This is a genomic window from Pectobacterium carotovorum (assembly GCF_033898505.1).
Classification (GTDB): Bacteria; Pseudomonadota; Gammaproteobacteria; order Enterobacterales; family Enterobacteriaceae; genus Pectobacterium; species Pectobacterium carotovorum_J.
In genome coordinates, this window is the sequence record NZ_JAXAFK010000003.1 from 222997 (window position 1) to 248062 (window position 25066).

Below are 25066 nucleotides of genomic sequence, written 5' to 3' on the forward strand. Positions count from 1 at the left end.
CCATCGTCGGGGTTGCGGTACCCATAAAAATGACACACTCAGGAGAGCTATACTGTGTTTCAAAACGTTGATACCTATGCCGGAGATCCTATCCTGTCTCTGATGGAAAAATTCAAACAGGATCCAAGAGCAGATAAGATCAATTTGAGTATCGGGCTCTACTACAACGAGCAGAATATTATCCCGCAGCTGCGCTCCGTCAGCGCGGCAGAAAGTAGCCTGAAACAGCCGGCTCAGAGCGCAAGCTCTTATCTGCCGATGGAAGGGTTACAGCCTTACCGTACTGCGATCCAACACCTGCTATTTGGTGAAAACCACGCGGCGCTGGAAGCGGGTCGCATCGCCACCATCCAAACGTTGGGCGGTTCCGGTGCGCTGAAAGTGGGTGCGGATTTCCTGAAACGTTACTTCCCGGATTCAGAAGTATGGGTCAGCGATCCAACATGGGAAAACCATATTGCGATTTTTGAGGGCGCGGGCTTTAACGTTCACACCTACCCGTATTTCGATGGCGAAAGTCTGGGCGTGAAATTTGACGCCATGCTTGCCACGCTGCAAACGCTGCCAGCGCGCAGCATCGTGCTGCTGCACCCGTGCTGCCACAACCCTACGGGGTCAGACCTCACCACCGAACAGTGGGATCGCGTCATTGAGGTCATCATCCAGCGTGAGCTGATTCCGTTTATGGACATCGCCTATCAGGGCTTTGGCCTCGGGATTGAGCAGGATGCCTATGCGATTCGCGCCGTTGCCAGCGCGGGCGTTCCGGCACTCATCGCCAACTCGTTCTCCAAGATTTTCTCACTGTATAGCGAGCGCGTCGGCGGCCTTTCTGTGGTGTGTGACGATGCCGACAGCGCACAGCGCGTGCTAGGTCAGTTAAAAGCGACCGTCCGCCGCAACTACTCTTCCCCGCCGAATTTCGGCGCACAGGTGGTGTCTAAAGTCCTGAACGACGCGCAGTTGAACGCCGACTGGAAAGCGGAAGTCGAAGAGATGCGCACCCGCATTCTGAGCATGCGTCAGGAGCTGGTTTCAGCACTGAAAAACGCGCTGCCGAACCGCAACTTTGACTACCTGCTCACTCAGCGCGGCATGTTCAGCTATACCGGTTTTAGCCCGGAGCAGGTTGATCGTCTGCGTGAAGAATTCGGCGTCTATCTGATCGCCAGCGGCCGTATGTGTATGGCGGGGCTAAACCACAGCAACGTCCAGCGCGTCGCTGCGGCTTTCGCCGCAATTCAGTAAATTGTAAAACGACAACGCCACTGGCTTAATCGACTCACCGTTGTGAACTCGCTTAACTCAGTGGCTTTTGTGATAAAAATCCCATGACCCAACTACGCTACCTGAACGGTTACCCTCCGGCGATTGTTGCCCAAGTTCAAACGCTCCTCGATCAAGGCAAACTTGGCCCCTGGCTGGAAAAAAGATACCCTGACCGCCATCCGATCCAGAGTGACAAGTCGCTCTATCAGTTTGTCGCCGAGCTGAAACAGCGCTATCTGAAAAACGCCCCCGCAATATCAAAGGTGCTCTACGACAACAAACAGAATCCGATAAAAGGAACGCTGGGAACCAATACGTTTGTGGCGCGCGTACAGGGCGGAAAATTAAAATCCAATAACGAAATCCGAATAGCGACGCTATTTCGTGACGGGCCGGAAGATTTCCTGCGGATGATCGTGATACACGAACTCGCCCACCTCAAAGAAAAAGACCACAACAAAGCCTTTTACCAACTTTGTTGCCATATGGATCCTGATTATCACCAGTTGGAATTTGATATGCGACTCTGGCTCAACTGGCGAGAAATAAGTGCAGGTTAGGTCTGAATTCACCTTTTATGATTGTTCGCTTTGCTTTGACGTTGCCTTAGCCGTATTATTTCCGAGCTGATGATTGATATATTCTCACTCAGCCTATTGATAAATTTTCTCATAAGGATTTGATATGGCTAATTTGATTTACGCCAGCATTAATGGTCAAAAGCAGGGTTTAATATCATCGGGTTGCTCGACGCTCGATTCAATTGGTAATCGCTACCAAACGGGCCATGAAGATCAAATACAAGTATTAGGCTTAAACCATAGCATCAGCCGCGATCAGAATGTCGCCCATCATCCGATTCATTTTATTAAACCAATCGATAAATCGTCCCCGTTATTAGGAATGGCAATCTCTTATAATGAAAAGGTTGATGTGACATTTTATTTTTACCGCGTCAATTCCGCTGGGCAGCTAGAGCTTTATTATGAAGTCACCTTAACCGATGCAAGTATTGTCGACGTCACCTGTGTCTATCCACACGTCATCGATAACAACGACATCATGCCGTATGAAAAAGTCCAGCTAAAATATAAAACCATCGCATGGAACCACAAAATCGCAGGAACCTCGGGTTACAGCATTTGGGAGGAAATGAGTCTCTGAGATTTATGACCTTTGATAACAAGCGCATCTTATCAGGTGTGCTTGTTATTCATTACAAAGAGCGATATTTTTTACATACTTATTGGGATCCATCCATGATATTTTCGGACATATTTCATAACCATAACTTCTAAAGTTAAAAGATATGTACATAGATGCAACAAAACTAATAACAACACCAATAAAAAACAAATAACCGCACACATTTGCAAATATTCCATGCATTCCTATAGGTTTGTTTTTTATTGCCATATAAAACCCTAAATACGAGAAATAGAATAGCAAAGGAGAACCAAATACCATTAACCCAACCTTCCATGAAAACACGATCACATCACTTAACTGTAAAATATCCAAATATGAATTAAAAGAAAACCAACCAGTAAAGCATGTTAATAGAAAAATAAAAACTGCAAAAGCGCCAACTAATGGCCTGTTTACCTTAACCACGACTGACTATCTCCCAAGGATGAAGAGCATTCCCTATCAGACGTCCACTTTTCTTCTTACTCTTTACAAAGAGCGATGTCTTTAACATATTTATTAGGCGCTATCCATGAGCTCTTGGGGCAGACTTTATAACCCTGATCATTAAGACTATAAGAAATATACATAGATGAAAACAAACTCACCACAGCACCAAAAATAGCAAAAATGACCAATGCATTTGAAATTTTATTATTCATTTTAATTGGTCTGTTTTTTATCGCAGAAAAAAACCAAAGTAAGAAAATTGAAACACTATTGGCACTAGAAAAATTATGACTCCGAGTTTCCATGAAAATGAAACAACGTTATTTAGATTAAAGAAATCAATATATCCACTTAAAGAAAACCATCCTCCCCAGCATGAAAGAAAGAAAATAAAAATCGAGTATATGAAAAGAATGGTCTGTTTATCTTAGTCACGACTGGCTATCCCCCTATGCATGAAAAAGCATTCCCTCATACCATTTTTACTCTTTACAAAGAGCGGTGTCTTTCACATATTTATTAGGATCCATCCAAGATATTTTAGGGCATATTTCATAACCATAATCTCTAAAATTATAAGACATGTAGAAAGATGAGAATGAGCTAATTACAGCACCAACGAGCATTATTATAAATAATGCCCCTCCAAATTTATTATTAATTTTCGCCACTTTATTATTTATTGCGGAATAAAAAAATAAATATGAAAAATAGAATAGCAAAGGAGAACCAAATACCATCAACCCAACTTTCCATGAAAACACTATCACATCATTTAACTGTAAAATATCCAAATATGAATTAAAAGAAAACCAACCAGTAAAACATGTCAATAGAAAAATAAAAACTGCAAATGCGCCAGCTAATGGTCTGTTTACCTTAACCACGACTGTACCTCCCCCAAGCATGAAAGAATTGATCGGGATGATATGGCGTATACTGTTTTTTATGTGACTTTAAATTTTTTATTATCATCTCACTTATTTTATATTCATTATCTAGCCAGAGTAATGAAAAACTGACAATAACCCCAAGTAAAAATATACCACCAGCAATAATAATAACACTACCTCCTGTGGCCACCATTACCGAGGTAGCTGCCATTTTCGCACCCCAGGCAACTCCAACCGATACCGCTAATTTTGCCGCATCCATCGTTAAATTAACAAAGAAATCGGTTAGTGCGTATTCGTCTTTCACCATCAACTCAATGGCTCGATAAGCGCCTGAAAATACAATACAGAACCTTGCTCCAGTCGCAATACCGCTTTCAATGCCTTTCGTACCAATCCCCATATCGAGTATTTTTTGGTTACCGACTAAATATCGGGTGGCATCTAAATATTTTCTTACTCCCGGATAGCCAGACAGTTTTATGTATTTGCTACCATTTTTTCCGACATATTCCGTTGCCGTTACGCCAAACCCTCTCATCTCCATCACGATTTTGCTTACAGATACCGCTTCTGCAATATTTCCAGCAAACGATGAAACCGGATCAGTGCAGCCAAATATTGCCGTTTTCCAGGAGTCATGAGGATTGGGAGTGCATAACGTCTTTAAAAAATACGTCGCTTCCTGCGCAGTCAATATGGCATGAATATTATCGTTATTTATTTCATTTAGTTGAGCATGTAATTTCTGATAATTAATATCTGCATGCTGCTTTTTGAAATCAAGATGATCCTCTAGCCGATAGTCATCATCCACAAGCGTTTTTAAAACAGGATCGTATTTCACAGTCACCTCACTCCTTTGAATTTGACTTAAGTCACCGTGCTATTTCCCTGTAAGGATACTTTAACGGAAAAATGATGATTTTTAAATGGTAATAATGCCCAACCCGCAATTTTCATTCCCTCAAAAAGAAACTGATTACTTAAAAACGTTACGAAAGAAGGCCATCAATATGCGTTATTTAAGGGGGTGAGCGCTGGCGCAGTACTACCTCGATAATAGCCAGACAACAGCGCTTAATGTCGTGGATGAACTGCCTGTTCGGCAGTGAACACCGTCGCTAAAGTGACCCGGCTGGATATTCTTTTCTAAGCTGCCTGTCCGGCAGTGAACCCGGGTCGCGGAACGTCACGACAATTTCATTCTTTCTAAGCTGCCTATCCGGCAGCTTAGAAAAAGTACCGGAAGGGAAGTCGCACCACTCAGAAGTTCACTGCCGTGTAGGCAGCTTAGAAATGTGCAGCTAAATCGCCGCGTTCTGCGGCTTCGTTCACTGCCGTATAGGCAGCTTAGAAATGCCAGACGTAGTACGCCGATTCTTTTGGTTTGTTCACTGCCGCATAGGCAGCTTAGAAAAGTAATAACCGTCATAGTCGGGATACCACATCGTTCACTGCCGCATAGGCAGCTTAGAAAAAGAGAAGATAGAACACTTCGACCGACAGAGCGTTCACTGCCGTATAGGCAGCTTAGAAACATGAAAAAGGCGCTGACGTATCGCGGCTCACTGCCGTATGTCATATAAAAACACCGTCAATAGCGCTCCACGACTAAAATATAAATATCTTATGAAAATAAAAATGAGGGCTAGATTTATAAAAATAGCCCATCAGCGATATTATTAATTTTATACTTTCCGACTTCGTTTAATTTTCTCTACTAAGGACATCACGAAAATAAAGAAAACCGGCACAAAGAATATCGCTAACAATGTGCCACTGATCATCCCACCAAAAACACCAGTCCCTATTGCATGCTGAGTCGTTGAACTTGCACCGGATGCCAACATGAGAGGAACAACGCCAAGTGTGAATGCTAACGACGTCATTATTATGGGACGCAAGCGTAAACGCGTGGCCTTAACCGTTGCATTAAATAGGCTTTCTCCTTGCTGGTGTAATTGCCTACCGAATTCAATGATTAGAATGGCATTTTTAGCTGAGAGGCCAATAATCGTAATTAAGCCGACCTTGAAAAAGACGTCATTAGGCATCCCTCTTAAAAAAATAGCGGCCACAGACCCCATCAGTCCCAGAGGAACAACCAACATAACCGATAGCGGTATTGACCAGCTTTCATATAATGCTGCCAGCACCAGGAACACAACCAGCATAGATAAAATCATAAGCATAGGTGCCTGAGATACCGATTGTTTTTCCTGAAGCGATTGCCCGGTCCACTCAACCACAAATCCTGGCGGTAACTGCTGAGCAATTCTCTCCATTTCCCTCATTGCATCCCCCGAAGAATAACCATCATTGGCGTACCCCGAGAGTCTGAAAGAGGGATAGCCCTGATACCGGACGAGTTGCTGGGGTGCTTGCTGCCAATCAGCATTAATAAACTCAGAAAGAGGAACCATACCGCCATTTTTATTGCGTACATACAGAGAAAGCAGATTGTTCAGCTGCATACGATATGGCGCATCTGACTGCACAATAACCTGCTGCATCCGGCCATTATTCGGGAAATCATTAACATATGCCGATCCCATTGCGCCAGATAACGTTTGGTTAATCTCATTGAAGGATACGCCCATGGCCTCCGCTTTTTTCCGATCGATGTTGAGATTGATGCTGGTCCCCTCGGGCAAACCATCCAGATAGACAGAGGTTACGATACGGCTCTTTTCTGCCAGCGAAAGCATCATACGCAGCGCATCTGAAAAGGCTTTGGCTCCTTTCCCAGAACGATCCTCAAGCCGGAGTGTAAAACCGGATGACGTTCCCATTTCAGAAATGGGAGGGGGCAACAGGCTGGCAACGGTAGCTTCAGCCACATTGCCCATTTTCTCCTGAACATAGGCAGACTCTTCCTGAGCGGTGAGTCTGTTTTCATCATCCCAGTCTTTTAATGTAGTGAATGCCAGTGCTGAGTTGGTGCCCGATCCCGAAAAACCAAATCCAAGAATGGAGAGATTACTTTCAATACCCGGACGTTCCCCAACGATTTTTTCAAACTGTTTCACCACATTTTCTGTTCTCTCAAGCGTCGCATCCGCTGGAAGCTGTATCGACGTCATAAAATGTCCCTGATCCTCATCAGGAAGAAATGCAGAAGGCCACATTTTAAGCGCGTAAAATAATACAAAGCAGAGGGCACCATAAAGCACCATCATTCGGCCTGTTTTTTTTATTACCTTTTTAACACCGGATTCATAACGCAGCGTTAAACGTTCAAAAAATGCGTTAAACCAATTAAAGAAGCGACCATGCTTATGCGTTTCAGGTGAATAAGGCTTGAGTAATGTGGCACATAGCGCAGGGGTTAACGTCAGCGCTAAAAATGCCGAAAATAAAATAGAGACAGCCATTGAAAGCGTAAACTGTCGATAGATAATTCCAACGGAACCACTAGCAAGCCCCATCGGAATAAAAACAGCGGTGAGGACAAGTGTTATACCAATAATCGCACCGGTAATCTCACGCATTGCTTTTTCAGTCGCCTCTTTTGGAGGCAGCCTTTCTTCAGCCATTATGCGTTCAACATTTTCGACGACGACAATGGCATCATCAACAATGATTCCTATCGCCAAAACCATACCGAACATCGTCAAAACATTTATTGAATATCCGGCTATCAGCATGATAGTAAATGTTCCTAACAATGCGATAGGCGCTACGATAGCGGGGATTAATGTGTAGCGAATATTCTGCAGAAAAAGGTACATCACGAAAAAAACGAGCACCATGGCTTCTATAAATGTATGGATGACTTTTTCGATAGAAATTTTTACGAATGGAGCGGTATCGAACGGAATAGAATATACCATGCCATCGGGCAATGATTTTGCCAGCTCATCCATTCTTAATTTAATCGCTGCGGATGTTTGAACAGCATTTGCCCCAGGGGAAAGCTGGATAGCCGCAGCAGTGGAAGGCTGGCCATTTTCTCGTGTAGTAAACGAAAAGGCTTGAAGGCTAAGCTCAACTCTCGCGACATCACCTAAAGTCACATTTGCGCCTTTCGAATCGGCTTTTAATACGATATGGCGAAACGCTTCAGGCGTTCCCAACTGCCCGCTGACAGTAAGAGGGTATCCTGAACGCTGGCCCGGGACGGTGGGAGCATCGCCAAGCCGACCCGGTGCAATTTGGACATTTTGCTCGCTAATCGCCGTCGTCACATCGCTTACCGTGAGCTGATAAGAAATGAGCTTCGCCGGATCGAGCCAAATACGCATCGCTTTTTCCGCGCCAAAAACCTGAATTTTACCTACCCCGTTAATACGTCGGAGTTCGTCGGATATTTTCCGAACAAAGTAATCACTCAGATCCGCATCGCTGTATTTTCCCACTGGCGACGTGAGCCCTACCATCATCAGAAAACCAGACGACGCGGCCTCAACATTTAACCCATTTTGCCTAACGGCTTGGGGCAATCTGGGCTCGACAGTTTTGAGCTGGTTCTGCACATCAACCTGAGCCATTTTAATATTGGTACCGGGTTTAAATGTAACCGTGATGGAAGCAGCGCCAGAGGTATCACTTGATGACTCAAAATAGAGCAAATTATCCACCCCAGATAATTCTTTCTCAATGAGCGACACAACAGACTCATCCATTACCTGAGGTGTCGAACCGGGATAACTCGCCGTTATTGTTACGCTTGGAGGGGCGACTGAAGGATATTGTTCAACGGGAAGCTGTGGGATTGAGACAATCCCGAACAGTATAATAAACAACGCAATAACCCAGGCAAAAACGGGACGATTAATAAAAAACTGAGGCATCAGGGGTTCCTGTGTCTTGTTATAACGTTATGGCTTTGAATTAACTTTTCGGTATCCAACGCTCTGATTTGACCCGAACACCGTCCTGGAGCCTCTCCTGCCCCTCCACAATCAACATGTCTCCGGGACTCATTCCACTTAGCACGACGACGCTTTGATTCGTCTGTTCGCCAATCTGAATCGCTTTATACTGCGCCTTATCTTCTTTATTTTTGACCCAGACGAAGGCCCTGCCATTTTCATGCTGCACCGCCTGAAGCGGCACCAATAGCCCACCTTTTTGTTGCAGCTGGGTTATCTTCATACGCACATACATTCCGGGCATCATTTGCCGATGCGGGTTATCAGCCACGGCTCTGACGACCACGTCCCCCGTTTCACTGTTGACGCTGCTTCCTGAAAAAAGCATCTGGGGATTAAGCTCGTACGGCTGATTGTGATCATCAAGAATCGCGATCGCGATGTGGCTTTTATCATCCTGTGGGCTTGTTATCCCCTGCAGCATTTTCAATTCAGAAGCAGGCAACCGGGCATCGATGTAGACTTTTGTCGTTTGCTGAACGATAGCCATGGCCTGAGAATTGTCTGTACTGACAAGAGCGCCCTCCGTCACGAATTCTTGCTCGATCCTGCCATCAATCGGCGATCTGACAGTTGAATAAGCGAGGTCGAGTTTTTTTCTATTTAGCGAAGCTGTCGCTTCTGCAACGCTTGCCGCAGCCTGTGCGGTATTTTCTTTTGCATCGTCATAATCTTGCCGACTTACCGCACCACTGTTTTGCAACTGTGCGAGCCTGTCTGTCCGCTGACGTAATTGACGGTATGAAGCTTCAGCACGCTTGAGTGACGCCGAGGCTATTTCGACATCCACTTCAAAAGGCGCGCGATCGATTTGAAACAGTGGTTGCCCTGCTTTAACTTCCGAGCCCTGCGTAAACAGACGAGATTTGATAATTCCTCCGACCTGAGGACGGATTTCAGCGGTACGCATAGCAATGACTCGCGCAGGCCAGACGCGCTCCAGATAGATATCAGCGGGAGCTAACTCCGCAACCCGTACATGTTGATCAGCACTTTCCGTCGTTGAGGAGGTTTCTTTATTATCATTACAGCCACTCGCCCCCAACACGGCCGCTGCGGCAAAAAAAATCATCCCCAGTTTTTTCATATAAATTCCGATTTATAAAATAGAGCAAAACGCAATTCAGAACGGTAAACTATGAAGGTTTAGATTTTTTGCGTGTTATGTGGAGAATGAATGGAGAACAAAAATATTAAAAACTACTTAACAGCGCATTACTTTTAGAATAGGTTAATTATTATGAATAAAAAGCCATTAATTTTAGTTGTAGAGGATGAAGCTGAAATAGCGGATATTCTCATTGCTTATCTCGCACGAGATGGGTACGACACGTTATATGCAAATAATGGAGTCCAGGGGCTTGATTATCACGAGAAATTCTCACCCTCTCTGATTATTCTTGATATACGCATGCCTGGATTGGACGGATGGGCCGTGCTCGCAGAAATCAGAAGGCGAGGAGAAACCCCTGTCATCATGTTGACAGCTAATGACGAAGATGCCGATAAACTTTCAGCGCTTCGAATAGGCGCGGATGATTATGTCGTTAAACCATTTAATCCTTCCGAGATTGTCGCACGTACTCAAGCCGTATTACGGCGTACCCATCATGCTATCGTCAGTAATAATGAAAAAACGCTGGAATCTGAACTTATTAAAATATCACCAACAGAACATAGCGTATTGATTAAAAAATCAAATGAAGATATAGGCTACAAGCTGACAACCACCGAGTTTAAGATCCTCATGCATCTTATAAAACACCCCAAGAAAGTTTTCAGCAGACAGGAACTCATGGAGTCTTGTTTTTCAGAAAGCGATGCGCTTGAAAGAACCGTAGACAGTCATATTAGTAAACTACGAAAAAAATTAGAGAATGCCGGTGTAGCGGGTGTACCTGAAAGTATACGTGGGTTTGGTTATCGTCTGGGGAAATAATATGAAACATTCGAAACTGAACCGAGAACTCGCGTATCTGATGTTCAGAGTAACAATTTACTCAACAGTCGTTACAATGGCTTTCTACTATGTTTTCGCCTGGATTTCCTTCAAATACCTGGGCCACAATGAAAGTGAATATAATGATCTATTTGTGATGACGGAAGAGGATTGGTTTCTATCCTTTATTACCATTTTACTGTCATTAGCCATATCAGTATATACCGCAATAAGATTTTCAAAAAAAATCCTGTCGCCTATGTATTCTCTTGCAGAAACGGCCCGGGATATTACCAGAGGTAAACTCAGCGCCAGGGCAGAAGTCAGCAATGTGGAAATTTTAGAAGTCGCTCAGCTCATCGCCGATTTTAATACTATGGCAGAGAAACTCGAAGTGACCTCCGGAGAAATAAAAACGTGGAATGCCGCTATCGCTCACGAGTTAAGAACCCCAGTCACAATCTTACGTGGCCGGCTGCAGGGTCTTGCTGATGGCGTTTTTCTACCGGAGAACGAGCTTTTCATCAATTTACTTAAACAAACCGACGGCCTTGCCAGATTAATTGAGGATTTGCGTACCTTAAGCCTCGCCGATAGCGGCTATCTTTCACTACAACAAAATACCGTTGATCTAAAAGTTGAAGTTGAGGCCATCACAGAAATTATGCGTTCTTCCTTATCAGAGAAGAAAATCTCCTTAGTCTCGCGATTGGACGATCTAACGCTGGTTTGTGATGCCGTACGCATAAGGCAGGCATTACTTGCTATATTGGACAATACTCGACGTTATACACAGCCCGGACTTGTTATGGTTTCATGTTTTCGGGAACAAGATAATGCCATTATTACCATTGAAGATGAAGGACCCGGAATTCCTTTATTAATAAGAGATTCGCTATTTGAGCCATTCAGAAGAGGTGAAGACTCACGATCGAGACAACATGGTGGGACAGGCTTAGGGTTAGCCGTAGTAAGCGCTATAATACAAGCACATAAAGGAAATATTACTTTATTTACCAGTTCCATGGGTGGTGCGGGATTTAAGATATCATTACCGATTAATTAAAAGGCGGAGTTGTATTTATTGCACACTTGAAAATTAAAATTAATCATAGTAAAAACATGCTTACTTTACGCATTCTCTCCCCTCGCCGTTAGAGAAAGGGGAAAGAAAGACTATTGCTTTATAAAAAACCACCTTATAAAAACGATCATTTTATAAAAAACAACACTTCTACACACAGCCTCCATCGACCATCGATAAATATTCCATAATAAAATGTATCATAGTATGCATCACCACAATCATCTAATCGACCTGTAATGAGTGTGAGAGAAATATTTTTAATTCGTTCCGCCTAATGAAAAGTACGAATCTAAAATACAACATCTATCTCATTCAAAAGGCGACTAGATTTTATTAATCAGAGTTAAAGATGTTAAACAACAGAACGATCATTAGAAAAAATGATGGGTTTAGCCTTTTTTGGGATTTAACCGTAGGGAACGTAACACCTTCCCCAAGCTGGCTGGAAAGGAAAAATAGACTCAAGTTCATGTTGAGAACATTATTTTATTTTCGTTCTTCTATACAGTATTTGAATGAAATTTCAAATCTGAAAAACATCGAAGGCATACTTTCAAATCAGCCTTCCCTGCCTATAAAAATACACAGACCTTATCTCACAAAAAATTTCCCGATGAGATCAAGGATCGCAACAATTGTTAATCACTATAAAATCTGTGAGGAAATCTTACCGCCAGAGATGTTTGACCTTTACACGGTGGGAGAGTGTGTAAATCTATACAAATGTGACACCCCAGAATCACACTCTTTTTCTATCGATCTGCTATCCATAGATAACTTAAACAAAGAGGGAGAAATGACCATTCTCCTCCGTGATTTTGATGGTGAACCTCTGGCGAAACTCACATTTAGCGTCATAAAAATTGATAATGAACTCTGTTTTTTTGTCGGGGGAATACAGGGAGCTAAACTTGATGGAAGCTATGACAGAATAAAAAACATAACGAAAGCCTGTCATGGAGTTTTTCCGAAAAAGATGCTGATCGAATCGCTGGCTTTTCTTGGAAAGCAATTAGAAATAAAAAAAATCTTGATGGCTGGAAATAAAAGCCATATTTACAACAATTGGCGATACAGAAAAAGGCTCAAATTTATGCACGCCGATTATGATGAGCTATGGCAGTCAATTGGAGCAACCGAGAAGGCTGACGTCTATACAGCGCCATGCTTTATCCCTCGTAAATCGCTTAGTGATATTCCGAGTAAAAAAAGATCGGAATATAAGAAGAGATTTCAACTTTTGGATTCTATCGAGGAAGCAATAGCCCTGCATTTTGAAAAAAACAGGAATGCTCAAAGGGAGCAAGGCGGGACTTGTTATTCGCTCTATGACAAGCACGAGGCATGAAGCGGTTAAGAACCCCATTTACATGACAGTCTCATCAGCCCGACGTTTATCTGGCGCAGTGTAACAACCTGCGCCAGTATTTCGTCAGTCACCAGATGGAAATCTCTGGCTTTGGGCTTCAGGCGGATTTCATACTGCGTCCGCATCGCCGTACCCTACTATCAGGCTTCGCGCGCCAGAATCGGTCGCAGGAAACGTGCGGTGTGAGACTGTTCGCACTCTGCTACCGTCTCCGGCGTGCCGGATACCAGGATTTCTCCGCCGCCGCTGCCGCCTTCCGGCCCTAAGTCGACAATCCAGTCTGCCGTCTTAATCACATCCAGATTGTGTTCAATCACCACGATGGTATTGCCCTGATCGCGCAGCTGATGCAACACGGCCAAAAGCTGCTGAATATCGGCAAAGTGCAGACCAGTCGTGGGTTCGTCGAGAATATACAGCGTCTGTCCGGTTCCGCGTTTTGACAGCTCGCGAGACAGTTTCACACGCTGCGCTTCACCGCCGGACAGAGTGGTAGCCGACTGCCCAAGGCGAATGTAGGACAGGCCAACGTCGATCAGCGTTTGCAGCTTCCGCGCCAGCGCCGGAATGGCATCAAAGAACTCTCTCGCTTCTTCGATGGTCATATCCAGCACTTCATGAATGCCTTTGCCTTTGTATTGAATTTCCAGCGTTTCGCGGTTATAGCGCTTGCCTTTGCACTGGTCACACGGCACATAGACATCCGGCAGGAAGTGCATTTCGACCTTAATCACGCCGTCGCCCTGACAGGCTTCACAGCGTCCGCCGCGCACGTTAAAGCTGAAACGGCCGGGGTTGTAGCCGCGTGTACGCGCTTCCGGCACGCCAGCAAACAGCTCACGAATCGGCGTGAAAATACCGGTGTAGGTTGCTGGGTTGGAACGCGGCGTACGGCCAATCGGGCTTTGATCGATATCGATCACCTTATCGAAATGCTCCAGCCCCTGAATCTCGCGGTGAGCAGCGGGCTCCGCCAGCGTCGCACCGTTCAGTTGGCGCTGCGCCAGTGGGAACAAGGTATCGTTGATCAAGGTCGATTTGCCCGATCCCGACACGCCGGTGATGCAGGTAAACAGCCCAACCGGCAGCGTCAGCGTGACGTCTTTCAGGTTATTGCCCTTCGCGCCAATCAGCTTCAGCACTTTGGTCGGATCCGCAGGCACGCGCTGTTTCGGGATTTCAATCTTGCGTTTACCGCTGAGGAACTGCCCCGTCAGCGAATCTGGCACCGCCATGATCTCTTCCATCGTGCCTTCTGCGACAATCTGGCCGCCGTGCACGCCCGCGCCGGGGCCGATATCAATCACATGGTCAGCGGCGCGAATCGCGTCTTCATCGTGTTCCACCACAATGACGGTATTGCCCAGATTACGCAGATGAATCAAGGTTTCCAGCAGGCGCTCGTTGTCGCGCTGGTGCAGACCGATGGACGGTTCATCCAGAACGTACATGACGCCAACGAGCCCCGCACCGATCTGGCTTGCCAAACGAATACGCTGCGCCTCACCGCCGGACAGCGTTTCTGCCGAGCGGGAGAGCGACAAATAGTTCAGCCCGACGTTCACCAGAAACTTCAGCCGATCGCCAATCTCTTTCAGCACTTTCTCGGCGATTTGGGCGCGCTGCCCGCTGAGCTTCATATTCTGGAAGAACGTCATCGCATGGCCGATGCTCATATCGGAAATCTGCGGCAGCGTCGTCTGCTCAACAAACACGTTACGCGCCTCTTCACGCAGGCGCGTCCCGCCGCAGCTGGCGCAGGAACGGTTGCTGATGAATTTCGCCAGCTCTTCGCGCACCGCCGTGGATTCCGTTTCTTTATAGCGGCGCTCCATGTTGTGCAGCACGCCTTCGAACGGATGGCGGCGTACAGAGGTATCGCCACGATCGTTGATATATTTGAATTCGACGTTCTCTTTACCGGAGCCGTACAGAATCACTTTCTGAACCGCGGCGCTCAGGCTTTCAAACGGGGCATCGACGTCAAACTTGTAGTGCTCCGCCAGTGAGCGCAGCATTTGGAAATAGTAAAAGTTACGGCGATCCCAGCCGCGAATCGCGCCGCCTGCCAGCGACAGCTCCGCGTTTTGCACCACGCGAGCCGGATCGAAGAACTGCTGCACGCCCAGACCATCACAGCTCGGGCACGCGCCCGCCGGGTTGTTGAACGAGAACATACGCGGTTCCAGCTCATGCATACTGTAGCCACACACCGGGCAGGCAAAGTTCGCTGAGAACAGCAGTTCAGGCTGGGTAGGATCGTCCATATCCGCGACCACCACGCTGCCGCCGGAGAGATCCAGCGCGGTTTCAAACGACTCCGCCAATCGCTGCGCCAGATCGTCACGCACTTTAAAGCGATCGACGACAACTTCAATGGTGTGTTTTTTCTGTAATTCCAGCTTCGGCGGATCGGACAGATCGCACACTTCGCCGTCGATACGGGCGCGGATATAGCCCTGTGAAGCCAGATTTTCCAGCGTCTTGCTGTGTTCACCTTTGCGATCTTTCACAATCGGCGCCAGCAGCATCAGGCGTTTGCCTTCCGGCTGCGCCAGCACGTTGTCCACCATCTGGCTGACCGTCTGCGCATCCAGCGGCACATCATGCTCTGGGCAGCGCGGCTCACCTACGCGTGCAAACAGCAAACGCAGGTAGTCATGAATTTCGGTAATCGTCCCGACCGTAGAACGCGGGTTATGCGAGGTCGATTTCTGTTCGATAGAGATGGCGGGCGACAGCCCTTCGATATGATCGACGTCCGGTTTTTCCATCAGCGACAAAAACTGACGGGCGTAAGCGGAGAGTGATTCCACATAGCGCCGCTGCCCTTCGGCATACAGCGTGTCAAACGCCAGCGATGACTTACCCGAACCAGACAAACCGGTGATTACGATCAGCTTGTCGCGGGGAATTATCAGGTTGATATTCTTGAGATTATGGGTACGAGCACCACGAACTTCGATCTTATCCATTCACACACTTCCCGGAATAAAAACGGTTTGTCATCGCCTCTCGAAGGGAGAGAACCGGTACGAAACGAGCAATTATGGCACAAAAAAAACTGAATGGATATCCAGTATTAAACCCGTTTACTTTGCAAACGCTGCAAATCTTACTTTCATTTCTGAAGCCATTTCGCAGGTATGACAGAGAGTTTTCCCATGGTAAGATTGATCGTTTAGACTTAGAAAATAAATCTACCGATTCATCAGGAGAGACGAGCATGGCCAGCAGAGGCGTTAATAAAGTGATTCTTGTCGGGAATCTGGGTCAAGACCCGGAAGTCCGCTATATGCCGAATGGCGGTGCAGTTGCCAACATCACGCTGGCTACGTCAGAAAGCTGGCGTGACAAGCAAACCGGTGAGCAGAAAGAGAAGACCGAGTGGCACCGCGTGGTGCTGTTCGGCAAACTGGCAGAAGTGGCGGGCGAATACCTGCGTAAAGGCTCTCAGGTTTACATCGAAGGCGCACTGCAAACCCGCAAATGGGCCGATCAGGCTGGCGTAGAGCGCTACACCACCGAAGTCGTCGTTAACGTCGGCGGCACCATGCAGATGCTGGGTGGACGCCAGGGCGGTGGCGCACCAGCAGGCGGTAACGCAGGTGGCGGTCAGCAACAAGGCGGTTGGGGTCAACCTCAGCAGCCGCAGGGTGGCAACCAGTTCAGCGGCGGCGCGCAGTCTCAACAGCGTCCGGCACAAAACAGCGCTCCGGCGCAAAGCAACGAACCGCCAATGGATTTCGACGACGACATTCCGTTCTGAGTTCGATCTCCCATTTGACGTTCATATGCGCAAAAACCACCGCCTTCATCCTGAAGCGGTGGTTTTTGTTATTGGGGCCGACTCTGCGGTTCTAGCTAGTTTGCGATAGTCTGACGGCGGGATACGCCTTGGGCTGCGTTAGACACATCCTCCCATTTTTCCCACTCAGCCAATCTTGCTGCATAAGCCGCGCGCGCAACTGGTAGCCCCTCGGTACCGAGAAAAAACCGGAGAGGTGGTTCATTCATGTCGACAAGTTGCAGAACTGTGTCCGTAGCTGGTGGTTAAAAAAGAAATACGTCTTAGCTTTTCCAGTGACGAGATACGCCTGTCGCGCTGCCGATCAGCCAGTCAAAGGCCCGATCGGATAACAGCCCGCGCAAAAAGATCATCGGTTTGGCACTGAAGCCAACCGCATAACGTGTTTTTGGTCGCCGTGCGCTTACTGCACGAGCAATCGTGTCAGCAATGACTTCCGGAGGTGACAGACGTTTGCTGTTCGCTTCCCCAATCATCGATTCACTCATTGCCACCGCTTGAGGCGCATAGGGGCCCGTGCCGGAGACGTCGCGCAGTTTATTCGCGGCGATACTCCCCCACTCGGTCTTGATACCTCCCGGCTCAACGATCACCACATCAATACCGAACGGCTTTACCTCCAGTCTCAGGCAGTCACTTATCGCTTCCAACGCGAATTTTGTTCCGTGATACCAGCCGCCCAGTGGGGTATACATCTTGCCCCCCATCGAAGAGATGTTGACGATAGTGCCGGAGCGCTGAGCACGCATGTGGGGCAGCACCAGTTGAATCAGGCGAACGGCGCCAAAGATATTGACGTTAAACTGCTCGCGAGCCTCATCAGGTGAAACCTCCTCCAGCGCCCCGTATGAGCCATACCCCGCGTTATTGATCAGCACGTCGATACGTCCCGATTTTTTGAGGATGTCATCAATACCGGCCTGCATAGAGGCGTCATCGGTTACGTCCATCGCCAGCGTGTGAATACCGGCATCGGCCAGATTTTTCATTCTGTCGACTCGGCGAGCCGCGGCATATACCGTGTGGCCCAGCGCTTTTAATCTGAGGGCCGTCGCCTGCCCGATTCCAGAAGACGCCCCTGTGACTAAAGAAACTTTCGCGTTCATATTGGCTATTCCTGTCTGTCGTAAAGGTTGCAAGCGGGCCGTTTTCAGAACCGCGTGAATAGGGTTGCCACTATATAAGGCAGCGTGCGCCAATCATCTAGCGCGATACGCCATAGCACTTGCAGATTGCGCCAGCCGTATTTAGCGCGTTCGGCGAACGTTCAGTGGTGCGATTGAGAGGATGAAATGGATCGCCGCGATCGGATTGCCGAAGGTGGGTTTATGGGGGGGGGTACTGGGTGTTTTTTTACTGGGTATTGTGGCGGAATAGGTATCGAGAGGGGCTGTAGAAAACGGATGAACGCATTGATTAGACATTAATATTCACGCCATCTAATCAACACGTGATTGCTCCGCTTTCGGTTTAACGCATCAATTCAATCGCATCGCCTGACGTGCATTGTCAGGCGTTTGCCCTGTCCATCCCTGAAATGCACGATAGAACGAGTTAGGGTCTTCAAAACCAAGAAGAAAAGCGATTTCACCACCGGACATCGTAGAGTTAGCCAGATAATGCCGGGCCAGTTTCTCTCTGGTATGGTTAACCAGCGCGCGGAAGTTCGCGCCCTCCTCCTCTAAGCGACGCTGTAGCGTCCGCTTGCTCATCGCCAGACGCTCCGCAACGGTATCAATGGTTGCCGTGTTGCTGGGAATTAACTCCAGCAGTAAGGCTTGCACACGCTCGGTGATCGCGGCCTCGGCATCCAGCTCGCTCAAACGCCGACGTAATTCAGGTTCAAATACTCGCCACATGCCTTCGTTGACGGTCAAAAACGGGCGAAGGGCATCTGCGGCGGAGAACGTCACACTCAAGTTCGGATCGTAGTGTGCTGCTACGCCGAAAAACGCCTTATAGGCTGGCGCATAAGCAGCGGAAGGAGGAACGGGCAGGCTAACGCGTTTGGCCTTAACAGGTTCGCGTGTCGCTAACCGAGCCAGCCGAACCAGAAAGGCGATCTCTGCAACCTGTAATGAAGCGGGGACCTCTCCCTGTGCAAACAGCCAACGCGGTGAAACGTTCAAATCACCATTGCTGGCGACATCAATATCCAGACGCATAGGGAGTATCAACTGTTTGTATCTGGCAAGCCGTTGCGTAGCCTGCATCAGGTTCGCACTACAGAGCGCCGCGAAAAGAGGAGGATCAAAGAGTTCCACGCTTACCAGCTCGATAAGTTTCAAGGGAAATAATGGATCGTCAGCCTCCGTCTCCAGACTGCGCCAAAACCGAAAGTAATCCTCTACGGAAAGCGTCTGTTCTCCACGGGAAAAGAGATCTTCCGGTAACCCCGCCCGGCGCAAGACATGCTCAGGCCGAAATCCAAAATCCTTTAGCAAAGTCCGCCAGCCAATATCTAAAGGAAAACCCTGATTACGAGTCATGAAATCTCCATTGTCGCGAGAAAAGCAGGCCTACACGTAAACCCCACAGCAGTGAGTATATGCCAACGCGCGATGCCCAATATATGCAAAGTGCGCCAAGAAACCCGCAATTGGTGCCATTTCATGCATCGGCTATAGGGAGTGAAAGAATTGGTCTGCTCCTCTCCCAATAAGTGGAGGGGCCTATCCATCTATTTCATTGCTATTTTATTCCGGTAAATATCAGCCTGATTGCCAGCACTTATCCACGATACTATGAGAATAAAATGATGAATACAGACCAAGAAATTAGGGTTAATCCCGTTGAGCCAGAAGATCACGAGCTGTGGCTGCCCTATTGGAAGAGTTATCAGGAATTCTATAAGGTGCAGCTTTCCGATGAGGTCACGGAAGTCACCTGGAGCCGCTTTTTTAAAGCCGATATCCCTGTGTATTGTGCGGTAGCGAGAGAAGGATTACACATTGTGGGCTTCGTGCACTTTGTTTTTCACGACTCCACCTGGGGAGTAAACTCTTATTGTTACTTAGAAGATCTTTTCGTTGCATCCACCGCTCGCGGTAAAAACGTTGGCAAAAAACTGATTGAATACGTGAGAGAACAGGCACGAGAAAAAAACTGCGATCGGTTGTATTGGCATACTCAGGAAACCAATCAAACAGCCCAGCGACTTTATGATTGGGTGGCGGAAAAACCGGGCGTTATAGAATACAGAATGCCGCTTTAACGATAAAAAATAGATTGCCGCCGCACAGACTTTCTGTGCGGCGTCAGGCACTCACGACCAAAGCGCTATTTGTTCGACTTGGGTATTGGCCGCCAGTCCACCTTTATAGGATACGCTTTGAAGTTATAGTCGATACCATAAGAATGCTGCCTGCCAGCCAGACTGCATTTACCGAAAAAAGAGTATTCTCCGTTGTATCTCTCTGGAGGTGTCGAAATCACAATTTTTCCGCAGCAGTCAGGATAAATACACGCCGTCGTGTGGGTAAATACAATATAGCCGTCCTCGGTTCTGCTAAATAACCTGTCGGCATAAAGCTGTTTGCATTCCTCTTTATTCGGCGCGCCGGAGACCAAAATGCGGAGATTGTCATAATATCCCGCCACCACCACAGCAAATATCACCCCGAATGCAATGACATATGCCCACAGCGGCAAGTTGATTGCAGGATGAATCTGCATAAGATCCGCGACAAGACTCAATCCCGGCAATAAACACACGGCCACAAAGCTGACAATGAACTTACTCTGCTCAGAATGCGAGATTTCCTTATAAATGCGAGCCGTGTTTTCACCCACCAGATTGGTGTATTGCCCGTGGTGATTATTGACGTTAATAACGCCGGATTCATTATTGATAACCGTTTGATGTTCGCCAGTGTTTCTCTGTTCAATATCCATCACTCCCTCCTTAGACACAAAGTCATCACAGTAAGGGATTTGAGCACAACATGAATGAACCCGCTACGTTGATCTTCGCTACTCCACCCGCCGAACCGACTCTCTGACCACCACCTGTCCGGCCAGCTCCGTGCGCTGGGCAATACCAAGCGCCTGTGAAGGCGTCATTTGCTGCGCCAGCAGCTGTAGCGCCGCACGGGCAATCGTTTCAAATGGCAGATGCACCGTGGTGAGCGAGACTGGCAGCATATCGAACGGCAGGATGTCGTCCATTCCCATCACCGACATGTCTTCCGGCACTCGTAGCCCGTGCTGATACAGCGCGTCGATCACGCCGATGGCCTGATTATCCGCCGCGCAGAAAATCGCGGTAACCCCCAGCCTATCGGGATTCGCCGTTAGCCAGCGCAGCAGCGCATCACGCGCCGTACGCGGGTGGAAATCCGGCAGCGAGAGGATCAGATCCTCATCCACCGCAATCCCCGCCTGCATGAGCGCGTCCCGATAGCCGCGCTCGCGCTGTTTGATCGTCATGCGCGACGTCCAGGTCAGGTGCAGGATCCGCGTGTGCCCTTGCTCGATCAGGTAGCGCACTCCCGCCGCCGCCGCATAGTGGTTGGCGGGCGTCACGCTGCTCAGCCGCATTGAGGGATCTTCACCGTTGATCAGCACCGCCGGAATCCCGCTTTCCGCGACAGCGTTCAACAGCGTCGGGTGATCGTCATTCACAATCAGAATGCCGCTCTCTTTTCCGCCCTGAAGTTCACGCAATAGCTGCTGTTCGTTAATGGTGTCATGCTCCCCCAAAAACGGACGCAGTTGGATATTACGTTGCAGACAGAGCGTTTTCAGGGCGTTAATCAGCGTCAGCGACACCAGATTGTACTCACTCTCCAGCATCAGGTTACGCGGCGTCGCCAGCAGAATATGGCGCAGCGGCTCCGTCTGCGCGACGGTTGCTTTGGCCACTTTATGCAGCGGATAGCCCTGCTCGGTGGCAATCGCCATAATGTGCTGCCTGACTTTGGCGCTGATCGGTGCTGTACCGTTCAGCGCGCGGGAAACCGTGCTGATGGAAACCCCCGCGCGATCGGCAATATCCTTGAGTGTCGCCATTATTTCATCCCCGTGTTGGCAATCCCCGTCGTGATGTATTTTTGCAGGAAGACGAACACCGCCGTCACCGGCAGAAGCGAGAGCATCGTCATCGCCAGTATATAGTGCCACTGCACCGAGAACTGCCCCTGAAACGCGTTCAGGCCAATTTGCAGCGTAAAATTATCCTGACTGGAGAGGACGATCAGCGGCCAGAGGAAATCATTCCAGCGCCAGATCACCGAGAAGATCGCCAGCACCGCCAGCGCAGGCGCGGTCAGCGGCAGGATGATCTTCCAGTAAATACGGAACTCGCTGGCGGCATCGATACGCGCCGCCTCGATCAGCTCATCAGGGATCGTCAGCATATATTGCCGCAACAGGAATACACCGGTCGGCGTCGCCACTGTGGGAATAATCACGCCCCATAGGTTATCGCCCATATTCAGGCCAATCACCACCAGGAACGTCGGCACCATCACCACCGACAGCGGAATCATCATGGTGGAGAGAAACAGCGTCAGCACCGTACCGCGCCCACGAAACTCGTATTTCGACAGCGCAAACGCCGCCATCGAACTGAGCAACAGGGTCAGCAGCGTCGCCATCACCGTCACGAACACGGTGTTCTTCAGGTAAGTAGCAAAGTGGAACTTCGTTATCGGCGTCGTGTAGTTCTCCGTCTCCAGATGCAAGGCCTTCATCGGCACCAGATCTTTGGTCGATACACGTACCACTTCACTCGGCGCATCCGGGTTCACCAGCTGTGCAATCAGGCCGATGCGTCTAACCAATGCCATCGTTTTCGCCTCGCCGTCATCCTGCTTAACCTGCCACAGTTCCAGCGGCTTCGGGTACTCCGGCAGCGTGATGGTATCCGCCGCCTGCGGCAGAAAGCTGGGCGGAAAACGGTTGATCTCCGCGGGCGTTTTGAACGACGACATCGCCGCCCACATCACCGGAATCAGCACCAGCAGCGTGCCGACCACCAGCCAAACCCAGCTCATGATATCCGTTATGTGAATGCGCCCCGGATGACGGGTACGGGTGAGAAATGCGATTATTTTCATCATGGCTCCCGTTATTATTTCCCTTCCAGCCGACGTGTCAGCAGGAACTGCAACGCTGTCAGGATCATCAGCACCACGCCCATCAGCACCGAGGCCGCCGAAGCCAGCCCGTAGAGTGACGCGTTCGACGAAAAGGCGGTCTGATAGATGTACTGCACGATGAAACTGTTGGCCGTACCGGGCCCACCGCCGTTGGTTAACACCCAGGCTTCATCGAAGATCTGCACGCTGTTGATAGTCAACAGAATCACCACCACCAGAATGTTCGGCGCCAGCAGCGGCAGCGTCAGGCGATAAAAACCGCGCCAGCGCGAGGTACCGTCCACCGCCGCAGCCTCATAAATGTCACGCGGGATCGCCTGCAATCCGGCCAGCAGGATCAGGGTATAAAACCCGACGTGAAACCAGACGGAGACAAACACCACCCAGAAGCGCGACAGCGTCGGATCGAGCAGGAAGGTAATCGGCTGCCCGCCCAGCGACGACAGCACCAGATTCAACAGGCCGTTGCGGTTAAGAAACCACTGCCAGATCAGGCCCACCACTACCGGCGACAGCAGCACCGGATAGAAGAACATGGCGCGGAAAAAGCCACGGGCGATAATCTTGCGGTTGAGGATCAGCGCCGTCACCAGCGCCACCAGCAGCGTGCAGAGCACGTTGAAAAAGGTGAACGACACCGTGTTGTAAACGCCAGTCCAGAACAGATCCTGTTCACAGGTCGATGGCTCAGCGTAGTTGCCGCAGCTCAACAGCGTAGAAAAGTTATCCACGCCCACGTAGGGGCGTTCCCACAGCAGAATATTGGTGCCGCCGGTAAAGGCGTAGCACACCGCCAGCAGAATCGGAATAAAGACAAATACGGCGAACAGCAGCATATTAGGCGCGATAAAAAACCACGGCATCACTTTGCGGCCACCGAGTTTTTGTAGCAGATTCACCGCTTTTTCCACTGGCGTTACCAGCTTATCGATCAGCGATCCTGCGGGCAGTAAGGCAATCTTTCTCATGTCGTCCTCTCCCGTCGCGATAATTAATGCTCGGTACAGCGCGGCAATGTGTCATCCGTTTCACCATCGAACAGATGGCAATACGCCGGTGGGAAGCGGACGAACACCGATTCGCCCGCTGCGAACTCGCGGTGCTGCGCCAGATGGACGATCATCTCATCGTCAATGCCGCCCATCCGCCCGTAGATGAAAGTCTCATGCCCCATCATCTCGCAGCGATCGACACACAGCGCAATCCCCTCGCCTTCCTCCACCAGCTCACAGTGCGAAGGGCGAATGCCGAGCGTGACGTTCTGTCCGACTGTGCCGATAAACGGCAGCACCAGACGATTGCCCGACGGACACTGCACTTCGAGGCCGTCTGCGCAGGTGGCGACAATCTGTGCCGGGAACATGTTCATACGCGGTGAACCAATGAAGCCTGCGACAAATTTGTTTTTCGGCCGATTGAACAACTCCAGCGGCGTGCCAACCTGCTCGATGCGGCCGGCGTTCAGTACCACAATGCGCTGCGCCATCGTCATCGCTTCCACCTGATCGTGAGTCACGTAAATCATGGTGGTGCGCAGTTTCTGGTGCAGTCGGGACAGCTCGCCGCGCGTCTGCACGCGCAGCTTGGCATCCAGATTGGAGAGCGGTTCATCAAACAGGAACAGATCGGGTTCACGCACAATCGCACGGCCAATCGCTACACGCTGCTGCTGTCCACCTGACAACGCGCGCGGCTTGCGATCCAGATAGGGTTCCAACCCCAACATACGCGCCGCTTCATCAATACGGCTGTTAATTTCCGCTTTAGGGAAGTGCAGGTTTTCCAGCCCAAACGCGAGGTTCTTACGCACCGAAAGGTGCGGATAGAGCGCGTAAGACTGGAACACCATCGCAATCTTGCGCTCCGCTGGCGTGAGATCGTTCACCTTGCGCTGGTCAATCCACAGTTCACCGCTGCTGATCTCTTCCAGTCCGGCAATCATGCGCAGCAGCGTGGATTTCCCACAGCCCGACGGGCCGACAAAGACCATGAACTCACCGTCATGAATCGTTAAGTCCACGCCTTTGATGATGTTCACCGCACCATAACTTTTGTGGACGTTTTTTAGTTCCAGACTCGCCATTG

Annotated in this window: 21 protein-coding genes, 2 pseudogenes and 1 CRISPR repeat array; of the genes and pseudogenes, 8 read left to right on the plus strand and 15 right to left on the minus strand. The window is 48.9% G+C overall.

What is annotated here, in order from left to right; genetic code table 11:
- The first annotated feature begins 54 nt into the window (after nucleotides 1-54).
- From R9X49_RS15730 to R9X49_RS15740, 3 genes are all read left to right on the plus strand, one after another.
- Nucleotides 55-1248, plus strand: a complete 1194-nt coding sequence (locus tag R9X49_RS15730) for an aromatic amino acid transaminase (protein ID WP_180741595.1) — start codon at nucleotides 55-57, stop codon at nucleotides 1246-1248.
- A gap of 83 nt (nucleotides 1249-1331) precedes the next feature.
- Nucleotides 1332-1829 (plus strand): M48 family metallopeptidase, encoded by a 498-nt coding sequence (locus tag R9X49_RS15735; protein WP_225085719.1) that lies wholly within the window; start codon nucleotides 1332-1334, stop codon nucleotides 1827-1829.
- Between the two features lie 124 nt (nucleotides 1830-1953).
- On the plus strand, nucleotides 1954-2433 hold the full coding sequence (locus R9X49_RS15740; RefSeq protein ID WP_010295094.1) for an Hcp family type VI secretion system effector: 480 nt from the start codon (nucleotides 1954-1956) through the stop codon (nucleotides 2431-2433).
- 45 nt (nucleotides 2434-2478) lie between these two features.
- Here R9X49_RS15740 and R9X49_RS15745 read toward each other — a convergent pair whose 3' ends face one another.
- From R9X49_RS15745 to R9X49_RS15770, 6 genes and pseudogenes are all read right to left on the minus strand, one after another.
- The gene (locus R9X49_RS15745; RefSeq protein WP_319849288.1) at nucleotides 2479-2883 is read right to left on the minus strand and encodes a DUF1240 domain-containing protein; all 405 of its coding nucleotides are present in this window, start codon (nucleotides 2881-2883) and stop codon (nucleotides 2479-2481) included.
- Between the two features lie 56 nt (nucleotides 2884-2939).
- A pseudogene (locus R9X49_RS15750) lies at nucleotides 2940-3342 on the minus strand (DUF1240 domain-containing protein).
- 47 nt (nucleotides 3343-3389) lie between these two features.
- Nucleotides 3390-3794 carry a DUF1240 domain-containing protein gene (locus tag R9X49_RS15755; protein WP_319849289.1) on the minus strand — a complete coding sequence of 135 codons (405 nt, stop codon included), beginning with the start codon at nucleotides 3792-3794 and terminating at the stop codon, nucleotides 3390-3392.
- Nucleotides 3787-4647, minus strand: coding sequence for a hypothetical protein (locus tag R9X49_RS15760; protein ID WP_319849290.1), 861 nt, complete (start codon nucleotides 4645-4647; stop codon nucleotides 3787-3789). Before R9X49_RS15760 ends, R9X49_RS15755 begins: the two co-directional genes overlap by 8 nt.
- 425 nt (nucleotides 4648-5072) lie before the next feature.
- Nucleotides 5073-5341: a CRISPR direct-repeat array (repeat unit 29 nt; unit sequence GTTCACTGCCGCATAGGCAGCTTAGAAAA).
- A gap of 150 nt (nucleotides 5342-5491) precedes the next feature.
- Nucleotides 5492-8596, minus strand: coding sequence for an efflux RND transporter permease subunit (locus R9X49_RS15765; RefSeq protein ID WP_319849291.1), 3105 nt, complete (start codon nucleotides 8594-8596; stop codon nucleotides 5492-5494).
- Nucleotides 8597-8636: 40 nt separating this feature from the next.
- Nucleotides 8637-9764, minus strand: a complete 1128-nt coding sequence (locus R9X49_RS15770; protein ID WP_319849292.1) for an efflux RND transporter periplasmic adaptor subunit — start codon at nucleotides 9762-9764, stop codon at nucleotides 8637-8639.
- Nucleotides 9765-9917: 153 nt separating this feature from the next.
- Between R9X49_RS15770 and R9X49_RS15775 the strand changes: the two genes are divergently transcribed.
- The 3 genes from R9X49_RS15775 (at nucleotide 9918) to R9X49_RS15785 (ending at nucleotide 13051) form a co-directional block, all read left to right on the plus strand.
- Complete coding sequence (locus tag R9X49_RS15775) at nucleotides 9918-10616, plus strand: response regulator (protein ID WP_319849293.1); 699 nt, start codon at nucleotides 9918-9920, stop codon at nucleotides 10614-10616.
- A gap of 1 nt (nucleotide 10617) precedes the next feature.
- Nucleotides 10618-11682 (plus strand): ATP-binding protein, encoded by a 1065-nt coding sequence (locus R9X49_RS15780; protein ID WP_319849294.1) that lies wholly within the window; start codon nucleotides 10618-10620, stop codon nucleotides 11680-11682.
- A 370-nt stretch (nucleotides 11683-12052) separates the two neighbouring features.
- Nucleotides 12053-13051, plus strand: a complete 999-nt coding sequence (locus tag R9X49_RS15785; protein ID WP_319849295.1) for a VirK/YbjX family protein — start codon at nucleotides 12053-12055, stop codon at nucleotides 13049-13051.
- Between the two features lie 17 nt (nucleotides 13052-13068).
- Here the strand turns inward: R9X49_RS15785 and R9X49_RS15790 are convergent.
- A pseudogene (locus R9X49_RS15790) lies at nucleotides 13069-13197 on the minus strand (YjbQ family protein); the annotation flags it as partial.
- A gap of 15 nt (nucleotides 13198-13212) precedes the next feature.
- Nucleotides 13213-16047 carry an excinuclease ABC subunit UvrA gene (uvrA, locus tag R9X49_RS15795; RefSeq protein ID WP_180778596.1) on the minus strand — a complete coding sequence of 945 codons (2835 nt, stop codon included), beginning with the start codon at nucleotides 16045-16047 and terminating at the stop codon, nucleotides 13213-13215.
- A 251-nt stretch (nucleotides 16048-16298) separates the two neighbouring features.
- On the opposite strand from uvrA, the gene ssb1 reads away from it, so the two are divergent.
- A complete protein-coding gene (gene ssb1, locus R9X49_RS15800) occupies nucleotides 16299-16841 on the plus strand; it encodes a single-stranded DNA-binding protein SSB1 (protein WP_039283288.1) in 543 nt (180 codons plus the stop codon).
- 302 nt (nucleotides 16842-17143) lie between these two features.
- Here ssb1 and R9X49_RS15805 read toward each other — a convergent pair whose 3' ends face one another.
- Together R9X49_RS15805 and R9X49_RS15810 are read right to left on the minus strand one after the other, a co-directional pair.
- Nucleotides 17144-17986, minus strand: coding sequence for an oxidoreductase (locus tag R9X49_RS15805; protein ID WP_319849296.1), 843 nt, complete (start codon nucleotides 17984-17986; stop codon nucleotides 17144-17146).
- A 372-nt stretch (nucleotides 17987-18358) separates the two neighbouring features.
- Nucleotides 18359-19369, minus strand: a complete 1011-nt coding sequence (locus tag R9X49_RS15810) for an AraC family transcriptional regulator (protein ID WP_319849298.1) — start codon at nucleotides 19367-19369, stop codon at nucleotides 18359-18361.
- A 266-nt stretch (nucleotides 19370-19635) separates the two neighbouring features.
- On the opposite strand from R9X49_RS15810, the gene R9X49_RS15815 reads away from it, so the two are divergent.
- On the plus strand, nucleotides 19636-20094 hold the full coding sequence (locus R9X49_RS15815) for a GNAT family N-acetyltransferase (protein WP_319849299.1): 459 nt from the start codon (nucleotides 19636-19638) through the stop codon (nucleotides 20092-20094).
- Between the two features lie 65 nt (nucleotides 20095-20159).
- Here R9X49_RS15815 and R9X49_RS15820 read toward each other — a convergent pair whose 3' ends face one another.
- The 5 genes from R9X49_RS15820 to R9X49_RS15840 form a co-directional block, all read right to left on the minus strand.
- On the minus strand, nucleotides 20160-20774 hold the full coding sequence (locus R9X49_RS15820; RefSeq protein WP_319849300.1) for a hypothetical protein: 615 nt from the start codon (nucleotides 20772-20774) through the stop codon (nucleotides 20160-20162).
- 78 nt (nucleotides 20775-20852) lie between these two features.
- Entirely contained in the window at nucleotides 20853-21890 is a 1038-nt protein-coding gene (locus R9X49_RS15825) for a LacI family DNA-binding transcriptional regulator (RefSeq protein WP_319849301.1), read from the minus strand.
- Nucleotides 21890-22942, minus strand: coding sequence for a carbohydrate ABC transporter permease (locus R9X49_RS15830; RefSeq protein WP_319849302.1), 1053 nt, complete (start codon nucleotides 22940-22942; stop codon nucleotides 21890-21892). Before R9X49_RS15830 ends, R9X49_RS15825 begins: the two co-directional genes overlap by 1 nt.
- Nucleotides 22943-22953: 11 nt before the next feature.
- On the minus strand, nucleotides 22954-23949 hold the full coding sequence (locus tag R9X49_RS15835) for a sugar ABC transporter permease (protein WP_319849303.1): 996 nt from the start codon (nucleotides 23947-23949) through the stop codon (nucleotides 22954-22956).
- A gap of 23 nt (nucleotides 23950-23972) precedes the next feature.
- Nucleotides 23973-25064: a sn-glycerol-3-phosphate ABC transporter ATP-binding protein UgpC gene (locus tag R9X49_RS15840; protein WP_319849304.1), complete on the minus strand. Its 1092-nt coding sequence runs from the start codon at nucleotides 25062-25064 to the stop codon at nucleotides 23973-23975.
- Between the last annotated feature and the right edge of the window lie 2 nt (nucleotides 25065-25066).